The sequence below is a fragment of the Arthrobacter sp. 01T419 genome (assembly GCF_056398865.1).
Window position 1 is genome coordinate 1 of the sequence record NZ_JBFTQF010000026.1, and the last position, 21467, is coordinate 21467.

Annotated in this window: 18 protein-coding genes; 8 read left to right on the forward strand and 10 right to left on the reverse strand. The window is 63.5% G+C overall.

What is annotated here, in order from left to right; genetic code table 11:
- The first annotated feature begins 339 nt into the window (after positions 1 to 339).
- Positions 340 to 1671 (forward strand): cell division protein PerM, encoded by a 1332-nt coding sequence (locus AC1DLO_RS22110; RefSeq protein WP_476891794.1) that lies wholly within the window; start codon positions 340 to 342, stop codon positions 1669 to 1671.
- 43 nt (positions 1672 to 1714) lie between these two features.
- Here the strand turns inward: AC1DLO_RS22110 and AC1DLO_RS22115 are convergent, their stop codons facing one another.
- Complete coding sequence (locus AC1DLO_RS22115) at positions 1715 to 2137, reverse strand: hypothetical protein (protein WP_476891795.1); 423 nt, start codon at positions 2135 to 2137, stop codon at positions 1715 to 1717.
- A 38-nt stretch (positions 2138 to 2175) separates the two neighbouring features.
- Here AC1DLO_RS22115 and purN point away from each other — a divergent pair, with 38 nt between their 5' ends.
- The gene (gene purN / locus AC1DLO_RS22120) at positions 2176 to 2748 is read left to right on the forward strand and encodes a phosphoribosylglycinamide formyltransferase (protein WP_476891796.1); all 573 of its coding nucleotides are present in this window, start codon (positions 2176 to 2178) and stop codon (positions 2746 to 2748) included.
- A 198-nt stretch (positions 2749 to 2946) separates the two neighbouring features.
- Here purN and AC1DLO_RS22125 read toward each other — a convergent pair whose 3' ends face one another.
- From AC1DLO_RS22125 to AC1DLO_RS22135, 3 genes are read right to left on the reverse strand one after another with little or no spacing between them, the layout of a single operon-like run.
- The gene (locus AC1DLO_RS22125; protein ID WP_476891797.1) at positions 2947 to 4299 is read right to left on the reverse strand and encodes an MFS transporter; all 1353 of its coding nucleotides are present in this window, start codon (positions 4297 to 4299) and stop codon (positions 2947 to 2949) included.
- A 23-nt stretch (positions 4300 to 4322) separates the two neighbouring features.
- On the reverse strand, positions 4323 to 5297 hold the full coding sequence (gene murQ / locus AC1DLO_RS22130) for an N-acetylmuramic acid 6-phosphate etherase (protein WP_476891798.1): 975 nt from the start codon (positions 5295 to 5297) through the stop codon (positions 4323 to 4325).
- A complete protein-coding gene (locus AC1DLO_RS22135) occupies positions 5281 to 6207 on the reverse strand; it encodes an N-acetylglucosamine kinase (protein ID WP_476891799.1) in 927 nt (308 codons plus the stop codon). Before AC1DLO_RS22135 ends, murQ begins: the two co-directional genes overlap by 17 nt.
- Before the next feature lie 120 nt (positions 6208 to 6327).
- Here AC1DLO_RS22135 and purH point away from each other — a divergent pair, with 120 nt between their 5' ends.
- Positions 6328 to 7998, forward strand: coding sequence for a bifunctional phosphoribosylaminoimidazolecarboxamide formyltransferase/IMP cyclohydrolase (gene purH / locus AC1DLO_RS22140; protein ID WP_476891800.1), 1671 nt, complete (start codon positions 6328 to 6330; stop codon positions 7996 to 7998).
- Positions 7999 to 8139: 141 nt separating this feature from the next.
- Here purH and AC1DLO_RS22145 read toward each other — a convergent pair whose 3' ends face one another.
- Positions 8140 to 9171, reverse strand: coding sequence for a trypsin-like serine peptidase (locus tag AC1DLO_RS22145; RefSeq protein ID WP_476891801.1), 1032 nt, complete (start codon positions 9169 to 9171; stop codon positions 8140 to 8142).
- A gap of 173 nt (positions 9172 to 9344) precedes the next feature.
- Positions 9345 to 10340: a trypsin-like serine peptidase gene (locus AC1DLO_RS22150; protein ID WP_476891802.1), complete on the reverse strand. Its 996-nt coding sequence runs from the start codon at positions 10338 to 10340 to the stop codon at positions 9345 to 9347.
- 210 nt (positions 10341 to 10550) lie between these two features.
- On the opposite strand from AC1DLO_RS22150, the gene AC1DLO_RS22155 reads away from it, so the two are divergent.
- A complete protein-coding gene (locus tag AC1DLO_RS22155) occupies positions 10551 to 12770 on the forward strand; it encodes an NADP-dependent isocitrate dehydrogenase (protein WP_476891803.1) in 2220 nt (739 codons plus the stop codon).
- A gap of 75 nt (positions 12771 to 12845) precedes the next feature.
- Here the strand turns inward: AC1DLO_RS22155 and AC1DLO_RS22160 are convergent, their stop codons facing one another.
- Together AC1DLO_RS22160 and AC1DLO_RS22165 are read right to left on the reverse strand one after the other, a co-directional pair.
- Positions 12846 to 13865, reverse strand: coding sequence for an FAD-dependent oxidoreductase (locus AC1DLO_RS22160; protein WP_476914616.1), 1020 nt, complete (start codon positions 13863 to 13865; stop codon positions 12846 to 12848).
- 83 nt (positions 13866 to 13948) lie between these two features.
- Positions 13949 to 14908 carry a GlxA family transcriptional regulator gene (locus AC1DLO_RS22165; protein ID WP_476891805.1) on the reverse strand — a complete coding sequence of 320 codons (960 nt, stop codon included), beginning with the start codon at positions 14906 to 14908 and terminating at the stop codon, positions 13949 to 13951.
- A gap of 70 nt (positions 14909 to 14978) precedes the next feature.
- Here AC1DLO_RS22165 and AC1DLO_RS22170 point away from each other — a divergent pair, with 70 nt between their 5' ends.
- The 3 genes from AC1DLO_RS22170 (at position 14979) to AC1DLO_RS22180 (ending at position 16744) form a co-directional block, all read left to right on the forward strand.
- Positions 14979 to 15794 (forward strand): MBL fold metallo-hydrolase, encoded by an 816-nt coding sequence (locus tag AC1DLO_RS22170; RefSeq protein ID WP_476891806.1) that lies wholly within the window; start codon positions 14979 to 14981, stop codon positions 15792 to 15794.
- A 249-nt stretch (positions 15795 to 16043) separates the two neighbouring features.
- Positions 16044 to 16223, forward strand: a complete 180-nt coding sequence (locus tag AC1DLO_RS22175; RefSeq protein WP_476891807.1) for an HAD family hydrolase — start codon at positions 16044 to 16046, stop codon at positions 16221 to 16223.
- A 65-nt stretch (positions 16224 to 16288) separates the two neighbouring features.
- On the forward strand, positions 16289 to 16744 hold the full coding sequence (locus tag AC1DLO_RS22180) for a DoxX family protein (RefSeq protein WP_476891808.1): 456 nt from the start codon (positions 16289 to 16291) through the stop codon (positions 16742 to 16744).
- An 18-nt stretch (positions 16745 to 16762) separates the two neighbouring features.
- Here AC1DLO_RS22180 and AC1DLO_RS22185 read toward each other — a convergent pair whose 3' ends face one another.
- Both AC1DLO_RS22185 and AC1DLO_RS22190 read right to left on the reverse strand, forming a co-directional pair.
- Entirely contained in the window at positions 16763 to 17260 is a 498-nt protein-coding gene (locus tag AC1DLO_RS22185) for a uracil-DNA glycosylase family protein (protein WP_221451226.1), read from the reverse strand.
- Positions 17261 to 18156: 896 nt separating this feature from the next.
- Positions 18157 to 19566 carry a DUF3100 domain-containing protein gene (locus AC1DLO_RS22190; RefSeq protein ID WP_476891809.1) on the reverse strand — a complete coding sequence of 470 codons (1410 nt, stop codon included), beginning with the start codon at positions 19564 to 19566 and terminating at the stop codon, positions 18157 to 18159.
- Positions 19567 to 19773: 207 nt separating this feature from the next.
- Between AC1DLO_RS22190 and AC1DLO_RS22195 the strand changes: the two genes are divergently transcribed.
- Positions 19774 to 21264, forward strand: coding sequence for a chlorohydrolase family protein (locus tag AC1DLO_RS22195; RefSeq protein WP_476891810.1), 1491 nt, complete (start codon positions 19774 to 19776; stop codon positions 21262 to 21264).
- Positions 21265 to 21467 lie beyond the last annotated feature (203 nt).

A 21467-nucleotide genomic window follows, 5' to 3' on the forward strand; every position in this document is an offset into this window, starting at 1 on the left:
TGATCCGACCGGCGGCGGTCGGGCACGCTGGATGATGAGGTGGAAGCCTGCGCTGAACGCGTTCGCGATCACCTTCGCCGGCCGGTTCGAAAGAACCACTCACTAATGAAACCGGCCGGATCCACACACCGTTTATCGGACAGTCCCCGGCGGCGCGGCGGATGTGCAGGAGCGTTTGGCTTTCGGGCGCTATAGGTGAGCGAGCGTTGGCCGGGAGGGCGCTATAGGTGAGCGAGCGTTGGCCGGGAGGACGCTATAGGCGAGCGAGCGTCGGAGGTTTGGCGGCATCTGCGGGAGCCTGCCGGGGGAGCGAGGCACACCGTGGCACGATAGGACACGATGAAACTGCGCGCTGATCAGACCGGAAACCGTGGACTGCCCATGCCCTTGTGGCTGCAGGGTGCCCTTGAGTCGGCCCAGGCCGCGATCATCTCGGCGCTCGTGGTGGTTCTGCCGCTCGTCGGCGTCTGGGCAACTGACGGATTCCAAAACCACAGCATCGATTTCCTGGCACGATTGGCCGGCCAAACCTGGCTGCTGGTCCACGGCGTGCCGCTGCAGCTTGCCACGGTGAATCTTGGTACCGCGGGGCTACCGGGCTCCGGGATGCTGTCCCTTATCCCACTCGGACTGACCTTGGTTCCGTTCCTTCTGGCGTGGCGCGCGGGGCGCCGCCTGGCCAGGGCGTCCTACACGGACCAGCTATGGCAGGCGTTCTTCGGTGCGTTGCTTGTCTACGGGGCATTCGGTGCGGCCACCGGCTTCATCTGCCGCACCCAGGACGTGGTCATCAATATCTGGTTCGCCTCGTTCCTACCGCTTATACCGTTCGGCCTCGGCATGGTGGTCGGTGCCCGGCGGGAGTCCGGATCCTGGAGCAGGCTGATTGGCGTCGACGCCGTTGATTGGCTCGCACGCACCAGCCAGCATTCCCGATGGGCAGGGTCCTACTTCGGCTCCGCCATCAAAGCCGGATTTGTGGCGATCATGGCAGCACTCGCGCTTGCTGCCCTGCTGCTCGCAGTGGTCCTTGTGGTGCACTGGACGGACATCATCGCCGTCTACGAAGGCCTGAAAGCCGGTGCTCTCGGCGGCGGCGTTTTGACCATCGCCCAGCTCGGTTACTTGCCCAATCTGGCCGTTTTCACCCTGGCGTGGTCCTCCGGCGCGGGGTTCGCCCTCGGCGTCGGCTCACACGCCGGGCCGCTGGGCACCGCCGTCGGGCCACTGCCTGCCATTCCTATCTTCGGCGCGCTGCCCACAGGGCAGCTCGACTTTGGCGCGACGGCCCTTGCCCTTCCGGTACTCGCCGGGCTGTTGGCGGGCTGGTGGTTCCTGCGCGAGGGCGAGAACCACTTCGACGAATGGCTCTCCATCAAAATCAAAGCGCGTTGGTTCACAGCGCCAGTTTCCACACTGTTCCTGGGCGCGCTCGTCGGGGCTGTCGCCGGGGCTTTCGCCGGGGGACTCGCGTGGCTGGCGCGCGGTTCCGCCGGAATTGGGCGCCTCACCGAGATCGGCCCGGATCCGCTGTGGACGGCCGTCTGGATCGCCGCGGAAGTGGGGATCGGCGTCGTGATTGGCTATTCGGCGGGGCCATGGTTGGAGCGGCGACAGAAGCTCCGCGAAGCGGACCTTGACGCTTCCGTGTACGACGGCGACCACAGCTAAGCTGCCCCGCCCCACCGTGGGTTGCGGCCTGGCTAAGTTCTGGTTAGCGCAGCCCGGAAGGAACCGACTTCTGGAAGTCCACTTGGCAGGAGTCTTGGGCTTGGATGGTCAATGCGTTCCGCGAGCAGTCCTGCAACGTGAGGATCTGCTGGAAAAAGACGACGGCCGTCAGCACCAGCAGGCACATGATGGCCGTAACCACCAGCCCGGAAATGGTCCCGAATAGAACCAATCGAGGCTGCTTGAACCTGATGGTCCGGACGAGGACCACCACACCAAGTACCCCCGCGATGACCGTGAGGATGGCACTGAGCCAGACGTAGCTGATGTTCAGGACGTAGACGAAGACGGCGCCGAGCACAGTCAGCAGGAATGACCTGAAAAGCATTTGGGTAACTGCAAGCGCTGATTTGGCAGCCTCGCTCTGTGGATGCTGCTGAGGGCTGGGTCCAACGCCGGAATTCATGTTTTCCAGCCTACGCGAGCCACCCATAAGCTAGTGCAATGCGCATTGTTGTCCTCGTCTCCGGCACCGGTTCCAATCTTCAAGCAGTTATCGACGCCGTGAAGGCAGGCGAGCTTGACGTTGAGATCGCAGCCGTGGGCGCCGACAGGCCGGATACCTACGGTGTGGAACGCTCTGCCGAAGCTGGACTGGACACCTTCGTGGTGGACTTCAAGAACTACGCAGACCGGGCAGACTGGAACGCCGCACTTACCAAGGCTGTTGCCTCTTACCACCCGGATGTGGTGGTTTCTTCGGGGTTCATGCGGATTGTCAGCCCGGAATTCATCGATGCCTTCGGCGGCAAGTACCTGAACACGCACCCCGCACTGCTGCCCGCCTTCCCTGGTGCCCACGGAGTTCGAGATGCAATGGCCTACGGAGTGAAGGTTACGGGTTGCACGGTCCACTGGGCCGACGCCGGGGTGGACACCGGGCCCATCATCGCCCAGGAAGCTGTCGAAATCGCCCCGGACGACACCGAAGACACCTTGCACGAACGCATCAAGGTGGTGGAGCGCAAGCTCTTGGTCCAGACCCTCGCAGAGCTCGCGGCAGGGAAGCACGTCTAAGCCCGGCTCTCCGGGCGGACATGTCCAGCGTTGCCTGCCAGGAATGGACATGCGCAAAACTCTCCGGGGGACATGTCCAGCGTTTGCCTGCCAGGAATGGACATGCGCAAAACTCTCCGGGGGACATGTCCGGCGTTGGCCGCTGCGACAGGACATATTGCTGTTATGTCCACTCCTTGCTGCGAACAGGGGGCATGCTCAGTGGAGTTCGCGCTGTTTGGTCTCCGGTGCAAACAACGCCATCCAAAGCACCGACAGCACGATCAGCCCGCCGGCCAGGGCAAAGGACGTGGCCAGGCCAAACTCGGGCCAGAAATACGAGGCGAACACGAGCGGTCCGATGCCCGCTCCAATCCGTGAGAACGTGGACGCCCAGCCGAATCCGGAGCCCCTCAGCTCGGTGGGGTAGAGCTCAGACACGTAAGCGTAGAGCACTGGGATAGCCACCTGGACAACGAAGCCAAACGCCAGCAGCCAGAACACCGCGGCGTCGGGAATGTCCACCACCAGGGAAACGATCACCAAGGTCAATGCCGATAACGGCCCGGTCACGGCCAGGATCCATTTGCGGCCTACCCGCTCAATCAGAACTGCGGCTACCACCACGCCCAGGAGCCCGACGGCGGCCATCCCGGCTGTCGTGACGAAGGCCTTGTACTCCTCGAAACCGGCACCGATCAGAATCCGCGGCATCCAGGTCAAGCTCAAGTAGTAAACCAGAAGGATGCTGAAAAACAGGGCCCAGGCCGCCGTCGTGATCTTCCAATTGAATTGCCAGAGGCGCCGCAACTGCTGCCACGCGCTCCCGGCCGAGAGACGCGGTGTGTCTTGGGGCGCGGGCAGACTGTAGGCGCGCGGCTCGGCCCCCGTGGCCAAGACGAGACTGTCAATGACCTCGGCGGCCTCTTGGCGCCGGCCTTTGTGGATGAGGAAGAGCGGGGATTCGGGCACGCTCCGCCTGACCCAGAAGACCAGAAGGGCAGGCAAAACCATCACGAGCATGGTCAGGCGCCAATCCGCCAAGGCCGCAATGAGTCCGGCCGAAGTGAAGCCGCACAGGGCGGCGCCCACGGGCCACCAACCGTCCATGGCGGTGAGCACCTTGCCGCGTTGCTTCCGTGGCGTGAATTCACCCACCAACGCATAGTCCACGGGAATGCAGCCGCCTAGCCCGAAACCGGCCATGAAGCGGAAGATGCAGAACCACACGATGTCCGGGGCAAATGCTCCCAGCACGGTGAAGATTGAGAAGATCAGCAGGGTAGCGGTGAATGCCCTCTTCCGGCCGATCGTGTCCGCGACGGTGCCCCAAGCGAAGGCGCCCAGAGCCATGCCGATCAGGTTGGCGGTGCCGATCCATCCGGCGTCGGCGGGTAGCAGCGACCAGTGTTTGGAAAGCAGTGGAATGAGAATGCCGTTGAGGGTCACGTCCCACGCATCGAACATGAAGCCCAAGCCGCCGATCAGGAAGATCCGGCCTTGGACCTTCCACCGCCACGGCAGCTCCTGGACCACCTGCTCGCCGCTCGGGACGGTTGTGTACGTGTTCATTTCCCCTACCTCCGGGGAAAACTCTATCCGTGCTTTTGGATCGCCTTTCGCAGGAAGCCCCCGGCCTCGTCCAGGGCACTCTTCGCCTGCCCGGGATCGATGCCCGTCAGCACCACCAGGATGGCCGCCTTGACCGAACCACCCACGGAATCCAACGCTCGAATCGCCGTCTCCGCGTCCACACCAGTGGCATGTTGGATGGTCCGCTGGGACCTCGCGAGGAGTTTATTGTTCGTGGCGCGCAGATCCACCATCAGGTTTCCGTACGTCTTGCCGAGCTTGACCATGGCGAGCGTGCTGATCATGTTGAGGACGAGTTTTTGCGCAGTGCCGGCTTTCAGCCGCGTGGAACCGGCAACGAACTCCGGGCCGACCACCACGTCGATCGCCACGTCCGTCAATTTGCTGATGGGTGAATCGTGGTTGCAGGCGAGCGACGCGGTGAACGCCCCACGACTGCGGGCCTCCTCGAGCGCCCCGATCACGTACGGCGTGCGTCCCGAAGCCGAAATTCCGACGACGGCGTCCGCCTCGGTCACGCCGATGTCGTGCAGGTCGCGGGCTCCGGCCGTGGCGTTGTCCTCGGCGTATTCCACTGGTTTCTGGATAGCCTGGGTGCCGCCCGCAATGATCCCGACGACGAGTCCCGGGGGAGTGCCGAAGGTGGGCGGGCATTCGCTTGCGTCCAACACCCCGAGACGCCCGGCCGTTCCGGCGCCGACGTAGATCAGCCGGCCGCCGCGGGCGAGGCGTTCCGCAACGGCGTCGACCACAGCGGCGATCTGTTCGCTCGCTTGTTCGACGGCGGCCGGAACTCCGCGGTTCTGCTCGTTCATCGCGGCGACGAGCTCGGCTGTGCCCATGGTGTCCAGTTCACTGAGCGCGGGCGATGCCGCTTCAGTCTGCAGGCCTGCGAGCTCGGAGCGGAGCTCCTTGAGCCGGTCGCCACTGATAGAACCGGGAGAATCAGGGGATGCTGCGTCAGACTGTTCCGTCACGGTGGATGTACCTTTCCTGAAGGAGCCCGCGGCGGTTCGCTGCGAGGGCGGCGCCGTCCATGCCATCGCCGAGCGCCGCAACCACCTCAATCCCAGCCGAAGCGAGGGCGTTGTGCAAGAGCCCGGCAAAGAACTCCGATTTCACCACGCCGCCGAGAAGGGCCACTTGTTTCGTGTCCCCGGACGCGAGGGAAACGGTGTTCACGAGAAGACTGCACGCTTCGTCCAAAATGCCGCGTGCGACGGCGTCTCCCGCCTCCGCTTCCCGCAGTACGGCGGGCGTGAAACGCGCCATCGTCCGGGCAGGGTTCGCGGACTCGGCGAGCCACGCAGGGAGCTGCGCGGGCGAGCCAGCCAGTGCGGCCGCCGCGGCGAGCAACGAAGTGGCCGGGCCGCCGTCGTGCGCTTGAAGTGCGGCCTGGAGACCCTGCTGGCCGATCCATCGGCCGCTTCCCAGATCGCCCAACAGCGGTCCCCAACCGTCGGCGCGGTGCAGGGTCCCGGCGTCGTCAAAGCGGAAGGCAACAGCTCCGGTGCCCACAATCAGCACGGTCCCGGGAGCGCCGTTCAAGGCGCCGAGCTGGGCAGCCGTGGCATCCGAGAGGACCGCTGCGGGGACTTTGAAGCGTCCGGAAAGCAGGACGGCGAGTTCGTGGGAGTTCGCCGCGGAGGCCTCGACTCCGGCCACGGCGGCGCCGATTCCCCGCAAAGAACCGGCTGGAAGCCCTCCAGGCAGCATGGCAGCAGTGTCCGCGAGCAGCTCGAAGGCGAACCGGGCCCCGTTGTCCACGCCCAATCCAGGAAAGCCCTGCTGGTCCGCCGAGCCCAACACCTGATCGCCCTGCCTGAGTTCAACCCGGCATCGGCTCTTGCCAACGTCGGCCACCAAAATCACATCCGCGGATTCCATGGCCCAACCCTATGTTGCGGGAGGCCGCACGTCTCGAAAAACGAAGAGGAGCCACAACACGATAAACTCGTGCGTATCCCCAGCAACCGTGGAATCCCGCGAAATAAGACGGAGACTTTTGTGAGCTTGACGCAGCTTGACCGTGTTCCCATCCGCCGTGCACTGATCTCGGTATACGACAAGACGGGGCTGGAGGAGCTCGCGAAGGGCCTGCACGCAGCAGGTGTCGCCATCGTCTCCACCGGCTCCACCGCGAAGAGGATTGCGGCAGCCGGTATTCCGGTCAAGGAAGTCGAAGAGGTCACCGGTTCCCCGGAGATGCTCGACGGCCGCGTCAAGACCCTGCACCCGCGCGTGCACGGTGGCATCTTGGCCGATCGCCGCGTTCCTGCGCACATGGAAACGCTCGCCAAGATGGAGATCGAGCCGTTCGACCTCGTCGTGGTCAACCTCTACCCCTTCGTGGAGACGGTCCGTTCCGGCGCGGCCCAGGACGACGTCGTCGAGCAGATCGACATCGGAGGCCCCGCCATGGTGCGTTCGGCCGCCAAGAACCACGCCGCCGTCGCGATCGTAGTTGACCCGAACTTCTACGGCGCCGTGGTGGAAGCCGCCGCTGCCGGTGGCTTCGACCTGAAGACCCGCCGCCGCCTGGCCGCGAAAGCCTTCGCCCACACCGCGACGTACGACACCGCCGTCGCCACCTGGACTGCCAGCCAGTTCCTCGATGAAGACGGCGACGGCGTCATCGACTGGCCCGCCTACGCCGGCCTGGCCCTGGAACGCTCCGAGGTCCTGCGCTACGGCGAAAACCCGCACCAGCAGGCCGCCCTCTACGTGGACAAGGCCGCACCCGCCGGCATCGCCCAGGCCGACCAGCTGCACGGCAAGGCCATGAGCTACAACAACTTCGTCGACGCCGACGCTGCCCTGCGCGCGGCCTTCGACTTCTCGGAGCCAGCTGTCGCCATCATCAAGCACGCAAACCCGTGCGGTGTGGCCGTTGGTTCCGCCGATGCTGACGACCCGATTGCCGACGCCCACGCCAAGGCCCACGCTTGCGACCCGGTGTCCGCTTTCGGAGGCGTCATCGCGGCCAACAGCATCGTTACGGCGGGTATGGCCCAGACGGTGGCCGGGATCTTCACCGAGGTTGTTATCGCCCCGGGCTTCGAGCCGGAAGCCGTTGAAATCCTCTCCAAGAAGAAGAACATCCGCCTGCTGGCCCTGCCGGACGGCTACGGCCGCTACCCAACGGAGATCCGCCAGGTTTCGGGCGGCGTCCTCGTCCAGCAAGCCGACAAGGTGGACGCCGACGGCGACAACCCCGCCAACTGGACCCTCGCCGCAGGCGAAGCTGCCGACGACGTCACGCTGGCCGACCTCGCGTTCGCGTGGACTGCTTGCCGCGCGGCGAAGTCCAACGCGATCCTCCTGGCCAACAACGGCGCCGCAGTGGGCATCGGCATGGGCCAGGTCAACCGCCTGGACTCCTGCAAGCTGGCCGTTGAGCGCGCCAACACCTTGGGCGTCCAGGTGGAGTCCGACGTCGAAGGTGCTGGCGGCGCGTCCAACGCCTCCGCGACGGGCGCACCCGAGCGTGCCCGTGGTGCCGTGGCCGCTTCCGACGCGTTCTTCCCGTTCGCCGATGGCCTGCAGATCCTGATCGACGCCGGTGTCCGCGCCGTCGTCCAGCCTGGCGGGTCAGTGCGCGACGAGGAAGTCATCGCCGCGGCCAACGCTGCCGGCATCACGATGTATTTCACGGGAGCACGCCACTTCTTCCACTAAGTCCAAACGCTCCACCTAAAAATGGACATGCCCTCCCTTCCTGGGAGGACATGTCCATTTTTTGTGACCAGGACTGGACATATTCGCAATATGTCCAGTCCTGGGAGCGAACAGGGGTCATGTCCGGGGGGATGGTGGAGGTTACGGCGCTGAGGACGCGGTCTGGTACGTGCCCTGGATGACAGTGCCCCAGTACGGGCCGTACATCTTGGTGGAGTTGCTCCCGTATCCGTAGCTGTTCACGGAGTTCTGGTATCCGCGGGAGCTGGTGCCAATGAACCACGGGCCACCGGAGGAGCCACCTGTCATATTGCACGGGATTCCCTGGGTGTTGTACTGGGGGTTGTAGGGATCATTCGTGGCCGTGCCGGAGCAGCTTTTGAGTGACTCGCCGTTGAACGGGGACGCTGCGGGATAGCCGAACGACTTGTATGACAGTCCGCGGGCGGCATTGAACTGGACTCCGGAGGCGCCCACCACGGTTGAGAGCTTCTGCCCGTTGAGGGTGTTCATGACGGCGAAGCCGGTGTCGTACTGCATGTCCCCGCTCAAGGACCACTGGCTGGTGGTGTACAGCGCTTTGGCCGTCCACTTGCCATACGGAGCCGCACCATTCAAGTAGGCAGGAACGAATGTGAAGTTGGTCGCGAACGCCCCGGGGCCCTCGTTCAGGCAATGGCCGGCAGTGGACACGGTGCTCTGGTTGGCCGAGGTGACGGAATTACCGGAGCAGACGTAGTTCACCCCGCCGAGAGTGAAGAACACTTTTCCGATGTTGGAGACCGGGCTTTCACTGGCGTTGGCCTTGCGATCCACGGTGGGGGACTGCGCTGGCGTGCTGGTGGCCTTCTGGCCCTCGATAGCCACGGTGCGCGCGAGTTCGGGAAAAACCTGCTCCGGAGAAACAGGGAGGTCGGTGAGGCCCACTTTGGCTTGCCCGCGCGCGAGCGCCTTGTCCGCCAGAACGTCGCCGGAGACGGCGCTCTTCATGCGTTCTGGAGTCCAATAGTCCGCAGTGTTGCTGTCCGACGGCGAATGGCTGCTGACGGTCGAGGCGTCCGTGCCGTGGGCGGAGGGCGGAGCCGCGTTGGCTCCGCTGCCGGCTCCCAAGGCGAGCAATGCGGCGGCAGAAAGGCTCAACAGGCTTGTGGCCAGGGTTTTGGTTCTCGTCACAATTGTCCTAGCTTTCGAAAGTTAAGGCGGCCGGTTTGTGGTGGCCGCCGACTGACGGAACCGAAACTACCCAAGCTGTGACTTTTTTGTAAATAGATTTGTCAAATTTTGTGAGATTTGACTTTCATTTTTGACTAGTTGTGAATTCTGTGGATACCTTTCCGCCAGGCGATTCAGGATGTGGATGCCAGTTCGTAGGCTTCCCGGATAACGGAGCCCCAATAAGGCCCGTAGATCACGGCCGGGCCGCCGGGGTAGCCGTAGCTCGTAATGGAGTTTTGGTAGGAATCCCGACCGGAGTCGACCATCCACGGGCCGCCCGATGATCCTCCGGTCATGTCGCAGGGGATTCCTTGCGCCCGGAACTGCGGATTGATGGGATCCTTGGCGGCGTCACCCGAGCAACTCTTCAGTGATTGGCCGTCAAACGGTGGGGCGGCAGGGTAGCCAAAAGCCTGGTAGTTCAGGCCCCGCTCGATGCTGAACTCCACTCCGGACGCGCCAACGACGTCGGCCAGGTGCTTGCCGTTCACCGTGGCAGTGACCGCGAAGCCGGTGTCATAGCGGATATCGCCTGCGGTCCGCCACTGCGCGGTGGTGTAAAGGGCTTTGGCCGGCCAAATACCGTAGGGAGCCGTGCCGTTGAGATAGGCCGGAACGAAGACGAAATTCCGGACAAACGCTCCGGGACCCTCGTTGACGCAGTGGCCCGCAGTGGCCACCGTGCTGTCATTCTCCGACACGACGACGTTGCCGGAGCAGACGTAAGCGAAGAGTCCCATGGTGAAGAAGACTTTGCCAACGTGGTCAATGGGGTCTTCATTTTGGTGAAGGCTCGGGCTGCCTGCTTTGGCGGCACCGGCGATCTTCACGGGCGGCCCCGATTCGACGGTGCCATTAGTAACTCCGGAGGCTGCGGCTCGCGCGAGGGCTTTCCCTGCGAGGACATCACCCGGGATTGCTGTTCGCATCCGTTCAGGAGTCCAATACCCTGTGGGGTCGGTGTTTGCCGTTGCCAGGCCGACGAGTTGCTGCGTCCCAGGCGCTGCGTAACTCGAAGCCGCACGAAGGGGAGCGGCGGCTGCCGCCCCTCCAGCGGAGCAGAGGGTCAAAACGGCGAAGGTAAGGAGGCTCAGGAGACCGGTGATAGGGAGTGATTTCTTTGTCATGATTGTCCTGCCAATCGATGATGTAGCCATCTGTTGTCGGCCACAGTTGACCCATTGAACCTACTCCGATTCAGCCTGTTGGTACATAAGGTTTGGCTGCGTGTGACGTCGCGTAGACGGCGCGAAACCATCCCGGTAGGCGCCAATCCGGCCCCCTCAGGTAAGTTAGAGATGTTGAAATCTGCAGACTTTCAGGGAGATGCCCCGCCAATGGCAAAGATTATCTATACCCACACTGACGAAGCGCCGATGCTGGCGACTTACTCTTTCCTGCCGATTGTGGAAGCTTTCGCCTCGACGGCTGGCGTGGAGGTCGAAACCCGCGACATTTCGCTGGCTGGCCGAATCATCGCAGTATTCGGTGACTACCTGACTGAAGAGCAGCGGATCAGCGACGCCCTGGCCGAACTGGGTGAACTGGCAAAGAAGCCCGAAGCAAACATCATCAAGCTCCCCAACATCAGCGCATCCGTCCCCCAGCTCAAGGCGGCCATTGCCGAACTCCAGGCTCTGGGCTATGCGCTTCCGGACTACCCGGACAACCCTTCCTCTGACGAAGAGACGGACATCCGGTCGCGTTACGACAAGATCAAGGGTTCGGCCGTCAACCCGGTCCTGCGCGAAGGCAACTCGGACCGCCGCGCGCCCCTTTCGGTGAAGAACTACGCCCGCCAGAACCCGCACTCCATGGGTGCCTGGAGCGCCGACTCCAAGACCAACGTTGCCCACATGGCGGCGGACGACTTCCGTTCCAACGAGAAATCCGTGGTCATCCCGGCCGATGACACCATCAAGATCCAGATTGTCCGCGAAGACGGCACGGTCAAGGTCCTCAAGCCTGCCTTCCCCGTCCTCGCCGGTGAAGTGGTGGACGGCACCGTGCTGCGCGCCGCGGCCTTGGACGAGTTCCTGGCTGCCCAGGTGATCCGCGCCAAGGAAGAAGGTGTGCTGTTTTCGGCCCACCTGAAGGCCACCATGATGAAGGTCTCCGACCCCATCATCTTCGGCCACGTCGTCAAGGCATACTTCTCCGAGCTTTTCGACACCTACGGCAAGCAGATTGCTGCTGCCGGCCTGAGCGCGAATAACGGACTGGCTTCGATCCTCAACGGCCTCGGCGAACTCCCTGAAGACGTCCGTGAAGGGATCCAGGCGGCCATCAAGAAGGGCTTGGAAGACGGCCCGGCACTTGCCATGGTCAATTCCGACAAGGGCATCACCAACCTGCACGTCCCCAGCGACATCATCGTCGACGCTTCGATGCCGGCAATGATCCGCAGCTCGGGCCACATGTGGGGGCCGGATGGCAAGGAGCACGATGCCTTGGCCGTCATCCCTGATAGCTGCTACGCAGATGTCTACCAGGTAGTCATCGATGACTGCCGCGCCCACGGCGCCTTCGATCCCACCACGATGGGAACCGTTCCGAACGTCGGCCTGATGGCACAGGCGGCCGAGGAGTACGGCAGCCACAACAAGACCTTCGAGGTCGAGAACGCTGGCACCGTCCAGGTTGTGGACTCCTCCGGAACCGTGCTGATCGAACACCAGGTTTCCCCGGGCGACATCTGGCGCGCCTGCCAGACCAAGGACGTGCCGATCCGCGACTGGGTCAAGCTGGCTGTCACCCGTGCCCGCGCGTCCAAGATGCCGGCCGTTTTCTGGCTCGACGAAACCCGCGCCCACGACGCCCAGCTGATCGCCAAGGTCAAGGAATACCTGAAGGACCACGACACCGAGGGCCTGCAGATCGAAATCATGTCCCCGGAGAAGGCCACCGCGTTCACGCTGGAACGGATCCGCAAGGGCGAAGACACCATCTCGGTGACCGGCAACGTGCTGCGCGACTACCTCACGGACCTGTTCCCGATCCTCGAACTCGGCACGAGCGCCAAGATGCTCTCCGTGGTTCCGCTGATCAACGGTGGCGGACTCTTTGAGACCGGTGCCGGCGGATCTGCTCCGAAGCACGTCCAGCAGCTCCTGCAGGAAAACCACTTGCGCTGGGACAGCCTGGGCGAATTCCTTGCCCTCGCCGTTAGCTTCGAGCACCTTGCCACCACCACCGGCAACGCCCGTGCACAGGTCCTCGCCGACACCCTGGACCGTGCAACGGGGACGTTCCTACTCGACAACAAGTCCCCGAAGCGCAGGGTCGGCGAACTCGACAACCGAGGCAGCCACTACTACCTCGCCAAGTATTGGGCCCAGGAACTGGCCCAGCAGACCGACGACGCCGAGCTCGCTGCGGCATTCTCCGCCGTCGCCGGGGCCCTGACGTCCAATGAGGAAACCATCATCGCCGAGCTGCTCGCAGTTCAGGGTTCGCCCGCAGACATTGGGGGTTATTACCGTCCCGACGCCGCGAAGGCAGAGGCCGTGATGCGTCCCTCCGCCAAGCTCAACGAGGTAGTCGCCACGCTGAACTAGCGCCCGCGCTCCTCGCCCGGCTAGCCCGCGGTGATTGTCGTTTTGAGAACGACAATCACCGCGGGCTAGTTGCGTCTAGGCACGGCTTCGCCCGGAAAAACGGTGGGGCGCGTCGATGCCGTCGACCAGGTCGGCAAGCACCCGGCCCATTGCCGGGGTGAATTTGAAGCCGTGCCCGGAGAAGCCCGCACCGATCACCAGGGGACCAAAACGGTCAAGCACGAAGTCTTCATTGGCCGTGCTGGTGTAGGTGCAGCTGATGGGAACCRCCGATTCGGCATCCACACCCGGCAGCCATTCACGGGCGTAGCGGCGGAGGGCCTCCAGCTGGACCGGCTCAGGTTGGAACGTGCGGGCATCTGGATCCGTGACGGGCCCCACTCCATGCCAGCCTGCCTTGACCCCTTCACCCGGTGTGAGCATCCCGTAGACGGGGCTGTACCAATAGTCGTCATGGGGATCTCCGGGGTCGGGAGCGTGGTTGAAGCTCGGCCAAAGCTGTGAACCGTTGATGGGTGTGAAGTGGGCAGGCTGCTCTTGGGTGACCACCAGGCGGGGCAGGGGCACCTGCGTCCCGACAAGCTTGCTGGTCCAGGCACCGGCCGTGACGACTACCCGGTGCGCCATGATCTCTTGTGAATCAGTCACGACGACGGCGCGATCATCGCCGAGAACGCGGATGTCGCGAACCGGGGTTGAATACTCGAACCTTGCACCGTGGGCCTCGGCCGACGTGCGCAGGACCCTGAGTGCCTCGGCTGCACGAACGCGACCCGATTCAGGCACGAAGAGGACATCGCTCCGGAAGGCCATGCCCGGCCAACGCTCTCCCGCTTCCTTGGCGGAGATGAAATGGCTTGCGATGCCCCGCTTCGCATGCGCGGAACGGACTTCCCGGAGCCGGGCGACGTTGCCATGGTTGGCCAGCCCCACAAGGTCCAACAGCCGTGTTCCGGTCTCCTCGGCGAGCCCCTCCCAGAGACCCTTGGCTTCGCTGAGCAGGGCGAGATAGTCGTCCTCCGCGTATGCGGTGTTGAAGTTGCGCGTCGCGCCGTGGGAAGCGCCTCCGCCGACTACGACGACGTCAACATTCATCCCGGATTCACCCATCCTGTCCGGGCCTCCCAGCGAAGCCCACTTCAGCTTCCATTCTGCCGCCCGCCGGCTGATACCCGAGGTCAGGAAGCGAACTCCTCGCGGTAGCGGCTTGGCGTGTTTCCGAAGGCGGAGCGGAAATGTTGCCGGAAGGCTGCCGTGGAGCCAAAACCGCAGGAGGCGGCAATTTCTTCGATTCCAGCATGGCTTGACTCCAACATCCTTCGTGCGTGGTCCAGCCGCTGTTGCGTCAGCCAATCAAGGACCGTGGTTCCCGTGCGGCTGCGAAAGTGCCTTGTGAAGGTCCTGCGGCTCATCGAAGCAGCCGCCGCTAACTGGTCCAGGCCGATTGGCTGGCTGAGGTTTTCGCGAGCCAACGTCATGGCGCGCTCAATTCCGTCGTGGCCCGTGCCGCGCGGGAGCCTGGCCGGAATGAACTGGGCCTGGGTGGCATTGCGGTGCGGTGCCATGACCAAGCCGCGCGCCACGCGATCGGCCGCGTCCGAGCCGAAGTCTTTTCGAAGCAGATGGATGCAGCAGTCGAGTCCGGCCGCAACGCCGGCCGAGGAGACGACGTCGTCGTGGTCGGCCCAGAGAGCATTCTCCACTACCCGCAGAGCGGGATAGCGCTGCTGCAACTCCCCGGAGTATCCCCAATGGGTTACTGCTTCGCGGCCGTCCAGTAGCCCGGTGGCAGCCAGCAGGAATGCGCCGAGGCATAGTGAGACAACCCGGCTGCCGTTCTCATGAGCGGTCCGGATTGGATCCAAGAGTTCTCCAGGAGCTTGGACGTCGGGATCCCAGCTCGGGAGGACAACGGTGTTTGCCCATGCAATGGTTTCCAACCCGGGTTCAACCACCATGTCGGGGCCGTGGCCCATTCGGACCCGGCCGGGATTCGGCGTGAAAACCTTCACTTGGTATCGCGGCGCGGCCCCGGACGGGGCGGGATCTTCGAAGACCATCTGGGGCACAGCAAGGTGGAAGGGGCTCATGCCTGGCATGGCAAGCACTGCAACCTTGTGGGATCGGTGAACCATCATGGCCCGATCCTAACGATAATTGTCTTCCGGGCCACTTTTTTGCCACCAGTTGGGCGGGCAGAGTTGCCTTATGAACATTCCCCAAGACCTCCAACGGCCCACACTGACGCATATTGGTGGACCGACCATCCTGATCCGATACGCAGGCCTGAACCTCCTCACTGACCCTACTTTCGATGCCCCAGGGGACTACCCGTTGGGCGCCGGCCGGAGCCTGGTCAAACTGACCGGTCCGGCCGTGGCGGCAGAAGACCTAGGACGAATCGACGTCGTTTTGCTTTCGCATGATCAGCATGCAGACAATCTGGACAACAGCGGAAGGGAACTCCTGAACGATGCCGGAATGATCCTGAGTACAGCAGAAGCTGCGAGCCGAATCCCCGGGGTCCGGGGACTCCGTCCTTGGGAGCGCGTGACAGTGGAGGGGGACGCACCCGTGGCGGTCACCGCCGTACCGGCGCTGCACGGACCGAGCGGCGCCGAAGCTGTCACGGGTGAGGTCACCGGTTTCGTGCTCGAGGCGGAAGGCTGGCCGACGGTGTACGTCTCGGGGGACAACGCATCACTGGAGCTGGCAGCCAAAATCTCCCTGCGGTTTCCGACCACCACCTTGGCCGTGGTTTTCGCGGGAGCTGCACGAACCCCGCTTTTTGGTGGCGCCCCGTTGACGCTCACTTCGCAGGACGTTGTGGAATTGGCCGGACTTTTCCCTCTTGCCACCGTGGTCCCCGTCCATACAGAAGGCTGGGTTCACTTCACCGAGGGGCCGGATATTGTGAAGCAGCTCATGGGTGACGCTGGCCTGGCGGCCCGGCTCGCCGTCCTTCCGATCGGCGAGCCGCACCGGCCGTCGCTTCCGCGACCGTCACTTCCGCAACAGCGCTGAATGCCTAGGCCGCCAGGTTCCGGCGGACCCAGGCGGAGAACTGGTCCACCACGATGATCAACACCAGAACGATGATGATGTGCGTGACCATCGCTTGAAGGAGCTTCTCGCCGGCTTCTACGAGCAGAACCCGCCGGGTAGCGCTCGACGGCGGCGGCTTGCTTGACGCCGTCGTCTGCGCTGACGATGTGGCAGGCGGACGCCTGGCGCCCCATATGATCCACCGCGCTATGGAACTGACTGGCGTGTGTGGACGTCCGTGAGGTTCTCGCTGCCGGTGACACCACGAACGACCTCAAAGCGGCAAAGAACGCGGGAATCACGGCTGTTGAGGTATTGACGGGGAAGCTGGGAAGCGAGGAGCTCGCTGGACAGCCACACGATCACATTCTGGCGGGCGTCAAGGATATTCCAGCGCCGTTGGCGTGATTCTAACGGCCGGATTTCAAGGCGGCTGTTTTGAGCTGTGCCGTCGGCATGGAAGATTGGACCGGGTGAAATTCCTCCTTCCTTCGCAGACCTCGTCCTCGCGTGGCATCGCGTTTCTGAGGGTCGTGTTCGGCGGCCTTGTGCTGCTGCATGGGGTCCAGAAACTGTCAGCAGGGCAGCCGGCATTTGAGGCAACCATCGCCGCGATGGGTGTTCAAAAAGCGGAGCTGATGTCCTGGCTGGTCATCTGGGGTGAAACCGGACTGGGCGCACTTTTGGTGTTCGGCGCCCTGACCAGAGTGGCTGGTTTCCTGGCCGCTCTGATGTACGCGGGGATCTGGTTTGTCACCGAATCAGGCAAGCCGTTGCTGAGTGATCGTCCCGGAATCAACGCTGAGCTGCTCATTCTGTATGTCGCTGTGTCGCTTGCTTTTGCTTTCATCGGTTCCGGGGCGGTTTCGCTGGACCGGAAACTGTTCGCCGGGAAGCCAGCCCGGAAGTCACGGCGCTTGGCGCCCTAGCGCCGTCAGGCCTGGAGCCTAGCGCCGTCCGGCCTCGAGACCGGCCCGGGCCATGGCGTCCGCGTAGGAGCGGCCCATTTCGATCAGCCATTCGGTCTGGCGTTCTTTGGAACCGGCGAAGGCGCGCCCGTGCAGCGAACGGGCCTTGTAGACCTTCAGGCCGCGGCGCCAGATGAGCTGGTTGTCTGTTTTGAGGAGCATTTGGGCCAGGCGGTTGGCTTCCGTTCCGTGGGCGACGATTGCCGAGGCGCGCGGAACGAGTTTGAGGAAGGCGATCAGCGGCTTGAGTCCGGCGCCGACCTGCTCGGGAGTCAGCTTTCCGTTGGCTTCGCCGGGGGTGAACCACGGATGGGTGTTCCACGGCATCATCCATTCCGGGCGGAGGCCGAGCTGGAACTGCAGGCCCAGTAGCCGGGTGGCGGCGACGTCGTCACCGGCCCAGACAACGCCCCGCGTGGAGGCCTCGCCGGTGTTGGAGAACAGGGTGACAATCCGGCAGTCCTCTACCGAGTGCATCGGATCCACGTAGGGAACCTCGAAGTCCGGGCGGAGCTTGCGGAGGAACTCCACATGCTCGTTGACCGGTGCGATATGCGGGGCGAAGAAAGGGCTGTCCGGAACCGCGGGAGTCACGGCTTCTTCGGCGGCAGCCGCTGCGGCGCTCGCCCGTTCGACGACGGGAGGTTCGACGGCGGCCGGCTCGACGACGGTTACCGTCGGCGTCTCTTCGACCACGCTAGCTTCGACGGCGGCGACCGGTTCGGCGGCCGGAGCGGCCGCAGGCACCACCCTGCGGGTAACGACCGGGCTGGCCTTGGGCATCGAAATTGAGGAAGCCTTCTTCGGCGCGGCCGTCTTAACGGCGGCGGCCTTCGGAGCGTCTTTCCGGGCCGGAACCTTCTTTTCGGCCTTGGCCGGTGCGTCCAGGTCATCCTCGTCGTCGAACAGACCATCGAAGAGCTTGTCGAGTTCGTCGTAGCCGCTGCCGTAGTCGTCGTCGAGCTCGGGGCCGCGCCCGAAACCTTCCTCGTACCGCGAGTCCAGTTCGCTGCGGTAATCCTCGTCGTGTACCTCGAAAAAGTCCGGTTCGGCCAATGCGGTCATGAGAGCAGGGGTCTCCTGGGGTCGGGCAGGGGCCGGTATCGGGCGCGTGGGGGCACGTCCGTTCCGGACCAGTTGATGGGGGGCTCTCCCGGGGGCCGGGTTGAGCCTTTAGATCTTAGCAAGCCACAGGTGGTCTGGTGTCCTTCCGCCGTTCGCCTGACGCGGTATGTCGCGCAGCCCCGGGCGTGAAGGAACCGCGATGCGTCGAACATCACCCGGATGCGCCGCCGAGGGCGAGAGCAGAGACACGAGAGGGCGGTGGAATGAACGAAAGAGTCCATTCCACCGCCCTTGTTCGGCGTCAGCGCTCAGACATGGATGACGAATTGTGCAAGTGCCGCAGCTGCTATGAAACTTGCGGAGAACGTGATTGTCGCCACAATCACCGTGCGCCAGTTTAGGCTCTTCAGCGCGTTGACGTCGCGCCCCACGTTCATGCCGAGCAGGGCGATCGATCCGAGGCCTACGTAAAGCGCGTCAAGGTTATGGGTGAAGGAGACGATCATACCGCTGAAAGGAAGGATCGGAGCCGTCGCGAAGGTGGCGAGAGCAAGGACCCACACGCTCGACGGTACGGCCGGCACGTACTTGGCGAGCACGAAAGCCAATGCTGTCAGGAGGCCAAGGATCACCACCCCAATGACATCGTTGACACTGATGGATTTGGTTCCCAAAGCGTTGAGAACCACGCCCGTGGCGATGCTTGCGACGAAAGCGATAATCCAGGTTGAAGGCTTCGTGCGCACCTCCGGGTCCTGGAGCACAGCCGAGACGTCCACCTTGCTCCGGTTCTGTGGCCGGCGCAGTCTCGCTGCAACGGCATTTCCGTCACGGTCAAGGCGATTGCCTTCATCATCGCGGCGGAAGAGGCGCGACCAGAACTTGTAGAGCCGCAGGGACATCGGCAACGAAAGGAAGGCACCGGCGTAGAAGCCGACAAGGTTGGTTACTAGGTTCGAGACGGCCGCCAGCGCCATGATCTCTGGTGCTTGCCCCGGGTAGATGATGGAGAGGGCAGCTACACCACCGAGCATCATGGATCCAGAGCCGAGGCCCAGGCCCAGCGCCAGGGCACGCGGGTCGAAGATGCCCATCCCGCCGAGTAGGCCGGCCAGCAGTGAGATGAAGACTGCGCCGAAGACGCTGCCTAGCAGCCATACGGAGAACACGCCGCGGTAGACAGGGGACTTCACGCCGAAACGCTGCAGTGCGTAGGCCAAGTGTGATTCACGGTCGATTGCCCAGGTGGCACCAATGGCCGTTCGGCCCATGCCCAGGGCAATTCCGACCGGCAGGGCGATGATGACCGTTCCGAAGATGTGGCCTACTTCCTGGAGGAGGATGGCCGGGCCGAGCGAGGTCAGTTTGGCCAGGGAGGGCCCTACTTGGGTGCCGAGCGCCGCCAGGAACATCACGATGCTGACGTTTAGCAACACCGAGGCCACGGCACGGCTTTGGCCGGACATGGGGCGTACTTTCTGCACGCCAATGACAGCGCCGATCAGCACGGCCCACAAGACCGGCATGAGCACGATCGCGGCGTTGCCCAGGGGAATTTTATGCGTTCCGGCCAGGATGGCGACGGCGCAGACGGCTGTGGACAGCAGGATCATCGATCCCCATTGGCGCGCGGTCGGGGCGAAGAGGCGGGTCGCGCCGTCATCGACCTTGACTACGGGCGCATCCACCTCCGGAGTGGTTGTGGATTGGTTCTTCATTAGGTGCACCCTTCGTGTGCTGCAGAGGCGAAGGCGGGATGCGCTTACGCCATTTGGTATACCAAAAATGGTAAGGTGGATCACAGCACTATGCAAGACGTGTCACAGAAACCGCTAAAAGTCTTGGAAGTGAGGGCGTCCATGCGCTTGGTCAACTTCGAACTTTTCCGCGGCTATTCGATCTGGGATACCTAACTTGGAGGGTTTATGATTACTCAACTTTCTGCCCGGTACGTCCTCGGCTATGACGGGACAAGGCATGTGATGCACACCGACGGGCACGTCGTGATGCGGGACGACGAGATCATCTACGTCGGTACCGGCTACACGGGTCCTGTTGACGAACGCCGGGACTTTGGACAGAGCCTGATCGCACCTGGCCTCATCGATCTCGATGCCTTGACGGACATTGACCACATGATCTTCGACTCCTGGCCCACAGAGGAGACTGCTCCAGGCCTGCAATGGTCTGAGGACTACTTCAACAACCGCCGTCGCGATGTCTTCACCGCGGAGCAACGCCAGAGTGTGCGCAAGTTCGCACTGGCGCAGCTGGCCTTGCACGGTGTGACCACCTACATGCCGATCGCCTCTGAGATCCACAGCTCTTGGGCTGAAACCTTCGAAGAACTCCAGGGAATGGCGCAGTCCAGCATCGAGCTCGGTCTGCGAGGCTTCCTGGGCCCGGCGTACCGCTCAGGGATCAATGTCACTGACGACGGCGGCCAGCGCGTGATCCTCTTCGACGAGGAAGAGGGCCGCAAGGGACTTGCCGACGCCGCACGGTTCCTCGACTACGCCGACGAGCTCGGACACCCGTTGCTCACCGGTGTCCTGCTGCCGTGCCGAATCGAGACACTTTCGGACAAGCTGATGCGCCAAACCGCCGAGCTGGCCATCGAACGCAACGCACTGGTCCGCCTGCATTGCCTGCAGCAGCCCAATGAAGACGGGTTCCTTATCAAGCTCACCGGGCGCACCGTCTTGGAGCAGCTTGGGGATTCCGGTCTTCTGGACACTCGGCTCCTTATCCCGCATGGGGTTGTCATCGACGGCACCGACCCGTCCTCCGGCGCAGAGGGTGGGCCGTTGAACGTGCTGGCCCGGCATGACGTCAGCATCATCCACTGCCCCCTGACGTCGTTCCACTACTCAGACATCCTCAAGTCTTTTGACGCCTTCGCGGCTGCCGGGGTCAACATGTGCCTGGGAACGGATTCTTTCCCGCCGGACCTGATCAAGGGCATCGACGTCGGCACGCATCTGGCCCGCATCGCAGAGGGCCGCCGGGACGCCGGTGCGGTCTCGGCGTTCTTCGACGCTGCCACTCTGGGCGGCGCCACGGCATTGGGCCGAGACGACCTGGGACGTCTGTGCCCGGGCGCGCAAGCGGACATCATGGTCGCCTCACTGGGTGACTTCCGCGACGGGGTCGTGGAAGATCCATTGCGCACGCTCATCCTCAACGGCTCTGCACGCAACGTCACCGACACGTACGTTGCAGGCCGCCCCGTGGTTGTTGATGGATCGCTCCTGGGTATCGAACTCGATGAACTTCGGGCTGAGGGTCAACGTCTTTTTGGGCAGATGGTTGAAGCCTACGGCGAACGCGATTACCGGCGGCGCGAAGCCTCCGAGCTGTTCCCCCCGGTCTATGCCTCGGCGGTGGCCCAGACCCATGACACGGCAGCGATGTAGCGCGGCAACTAACTCGCTTCATCACTCCACTGGGGGCTGAAACAGCTCTTGCAACGGGACTGTCCGATAAACGGTGTGTGGATCCGGCCGGTTTCATTAGTGAGTGGTTCTTTCGAACCGGCCGGCGAAGGTGATCGCGAACGCGTTCAGCGCAGGCTTCCACCTCATCATCCAGCGTGCCCGACCGCCGCCGGTCGGATCAA